This is a genomic window from Parafrankia sp. Ea1.12 (assembly GCF_900465275.1).
GTDB lineage: Bacteria > Actinomycetota > Actinomycetes > Frankiales > Frankiaceae > Parafrankia > Parafrankia soli.
The window spans coordinates 1-423 of the sequence record NZ_UBIZ01000519.1; the positions used below are offsets into that span (position 1 = coordinate 1).

A 423-nucleotide genomic window follows, 5' to 3' on the forward strand; every position below is an offset into this window, starting at 1 on the left:
CGCAGGAACTGTCGCCATGTGGTGTCGGTCTGCCGTTTCGGAGCTGGGGGAGCCCCAGGGACGTCAGGACCCGGCGGATCGTGGATGCGCTCACCCGGTGGCCGAGCTTGAGGAGCTCGCCCTGGATCCGCTGGTAGCCCCACGTCGTGTTCTCGGTCGCAAGCCGCTCGATCAGCGCGGCGATCTCCTGGCTGATCGGTGGCCCTCCCGTCCGGTGCGTGTGGGTCCATGTCCGTGTGACCAGGCGGCGGTGCCACCGCAGAACGGTCGCCGGGCGCGACCAGCCGGTGCGCTCCCAGCGCTCTGGGCAGGAGTCGGATCAGAGCGGCGGGCACCGCCCGGTCCGCCCAGTCCCACCGGGGCTTGGGCTGGGTGCGGCGCAGCACCGCGACCTCATGCCGCAGCACGAGCAACTCGATGTCC

The 423-nt window shown here is 71.4% G+C and carries 1 pseudogene; it reads right to left on the reverse strand.

Going from position 1 to position 423, the window contains the following annotated elements:
- Nucleotides 1-423 (reverse strand): annotated as a pseudogene (locus tag FMEAI12_RS30385) (helix-turn-helix domain-containing protein); the annotation flags it as partial.